This window comes from Cellvibrio mixtus subsp. mixtus J3-8 (genome assembly GCF_000766945.1).
Taxonomy (GTDB): Bacteria; Pseudomonadota; Gammaproteobacteria; order Pseudomonadales; family Cellvibrionaceae; genus Cellvibrio; species Cellvibrio mixtus_A.
The window spans coordinates 2,843-5,827 of the sequence record NZ_KN266221.1 but is presented as its reverse complement, the minus strand read 5'-3'; the positions used below and the strand labels follow the sequence as shown (position 1 = coordinate 5,827).

The window sequence follows — 2,985 nt, the reverse complement described above, 5'->3', positions numbered from 1 at the left end:
ATTCCGTCAGCGGGAACTACTCCGGTGAGTGTTGTATTTACCGGTGGCACGACTTCTACGTCTACATCAACCTCCAGAAGTTCAAGCAGCGTTAGTTCTGTTGGAAGTTCATCCAGCGTAACCACAACAACCTCACGCAGTTCAAGCAGCGTTGCATTTGTGGGTGATGCGACAACAGGTAAAAACCTGTTCAGCACTGTTGGCTGCCAAGGCTGCCATAAGGATAGCGATGGCGATGGGCGTTTCACCGATGGTGCTATCAGCTTCGACGTTAATGCCTGGAAACACCCGGCTAACTTCCCATCCAGCAATTACACCGGCACAAGCGTAAGCGAGTTGGCACGTTTCATTAATGAGCGGATGCTAGGCTCTTACGCAACCTGTACCGCTGCAAATTGCGGTGAGCACCTTGCTGCGTTCCTGTGGTCACTCAGAGGCAGGAACCAGGATAACGGCGTAGCTTGCGATACCACTTCGCCAGTCAAATACGGTATGCGTTCTGTTAAGTTGTTAACCTCTTTCGAGTACCACAACTCGATGCAGGCATTGTTCAACAGAACATTACCGAACAACTTTGCCTCGAAGGAATTGGCTAACCCGGACAAAACCGTTGCCAACCTGCCAAACCATCTGACCGAGCAAATTTCAGAAGCGCGCTTGTTGTCTTACAAGAAAAATGCTGAAGACATTGCTAGCTGGGCAATTACCAACAATGCAATTTCATCATTGAATTGCAGCGACACCACTTCTGCAAATTGTGCAACCAGTTTCCTCGACAACTTTGCGTATCTGGCCTTCCGTCGTCCTTTGACCAACGAAGAGAAAACCGAGTACACCGCAATTGTTCGCAATGGTTCTACCGGTTTGCGCTGGGCGATTCAGACTGTGTTGATGTCTCCACAATTCCTGTATCGCACCGAGCTGGGTATTCCTGTTAGCCAGGCTCGCGCCCAGTCATGGGGTAGTGGCTCGGTATTCCAATCTGCAGACGGCACTGCCTACGCGTTGGATCCCTACGAGTTTGCTGCGTCATTGGCTTACATGTATACCGGTAGTGCGCCGGACAGAACCTTGTTGAGTGCGGCTGCCAATGGCCAACTGGAAAATGCAACCTCACTTAACCAGCAAATTGATCGCTTGCTTGATTCAGACCTGGGTAAAGCGCAAATCGGTCGTTTCGCCGGCCTGTGGTTCCGTACTGATGATGTTGTGAATATGACCCGTACCGCTGGATCCAATTTCACGCAAGCAGTGAAAGATTCCATGGCACAGGAAATTCGCGAAATCTACAAATATGCCTTCTACAACAACCTGCCATTTACCGATATCTACACCGGTGACTACACCATGCTGAACAGCACATTGTCGTCGTACTACGGTATTTCCGGTGGCGGTACCAGTGCAACAGATTGGCGTATGGTTAACACTGCGGCATCCAAGCGCGGTGGTGTGTTGTCCTCCGGTGCGTTCATGACCGTTAATGCACACGCTGGCCGTACTTCACCGATCAAACGTGCTGTGCATGTTCGTCAGGATATGTTGTGTCAAAACATTCCGTTGCCGACGTCATTCGTAGATAACACTGGCTTGCGTGACAAGGCAGCCGCCGATGCGCAAAAAGCGCTGGAAGCGGGCAACCTGACCACCACCCAGTTCTATGATATGCAAACCGCCGTTGAGGGAACACCTTGTTATCAATGCCACAACGCGATCATCAACCCGCTCTTCGGTGTGGATGACTTCGACCACCTTGGTATGCCACGCAGTGTTGTTAACGGCAAGGTTGTACAAAAAGCGATGGACCTGAATGGTAACGAAGCGCGCAGCAACAATGTTGAGATCCCAATGGTGAACAACGGTGGCCGCCTGTTCGGTGCCAACGGTGTAGGAATTGTGGGCTTCGCAGAAGTGAATGCCGAGAAAGATACCGGCTCACCAGGTTTGCCATTCAATGGCTCAAAAGACCTCGGTAAAGTCATGGTTGCCAACAACCTGCCCGGTGTTAATGCGTGTTTGATCCAAAAATCATTCCGCTTCGCAACCGGTTATGCGCTAAGCAGACAATTCCAGGATGACACGCAGGAAACCGCGCTTACCACACAACAACAAGGCCAATTGGCGTGTGTAGCAGACACACTCAAAACCAGACTCGCTGCCAGCAATGGCAACCCGAGAGCCATGTTGAAAGAGTTGGGTACATCTAACGTAATTCGTTTCCGTCGCTAAGGCTGGACAGGTGGGGTTAGCCCCACCTGTCAACTGGACAACCAAAAAAACAGAATTCTAAATCCAAGAGGTTTGGTTATGAAAAAGATTGATAGCAGATTTCGCCATTTACCCGAGGAAGATGCGCTCGAGGCGATGGAACATTTTAAAAAGCTCGAAGCAGGCCCTGCCGCACTTAATGCCTATTTAAAAGAAGATTATTACAGCGGTAATAAAAAAATCCGTGAGGATTTTGTCAAACAGGATCGCCGTCGCTTCCTTGACCTGGTTGCCAAATCAGGCATTTCTGCAGGCCTGTTGAGAGGTTCCGCATTATTAGGCGGCTTGCTTGCCAACCGTCACGTTATGGCACAAGACGCAACGAACAAACGCGTTGTATTTTGTTACCTGAATAGTGGTGCCGCATCTGGCGCCTGGATGCCATCCAGCGCCAGCCAGATGAACCAGATCACTCGCGCCTATGGTCCGGATGGTTATGGAGTTTCCGATATTTGCCATTTCCGCCAGGTAGACGTGATTACTGCAGGTCACCAAACTGCACTCAATTCATTGGGAGTAACCGACTATAACTCTCCCACCATGGATAAGCGTATCGCATCCGTTTTGGGTAGCAGCACACCACGTTCCTCAATTTATCTGGGCGCCAAAGCAACCACTAACGGTACCTTGTGTAGCAATATTGGCCCGTGCCAGGACAATCCTACCCAGGCATTAGCAAGTATTTTCAGTGGCAACACTGGCGGCGGTGGCGGTACTACA

At 50.4% G+C, this 2,985-nt stretch carries 2 protein-coding genes; both read left to right on the top strand.

The features are described from left to right. On the top strand, positions 1 to 2,226 hold a 2,226-nt coding region (locus A596_RS21715; protein ID WP_152600270.1), incomplete at its 5' end, for a DUF1592 domain-containing protein. A 78-nt stretch (positions 2,227 to 2,304) separates the two neighbouring features. Then, positions 2,305 to 2,985: hypothetical protein (locus A596_RS23290; protein WP_200882999.1), on the top strand; the 681-nt coding region annotated here is incomplete at its 3' end.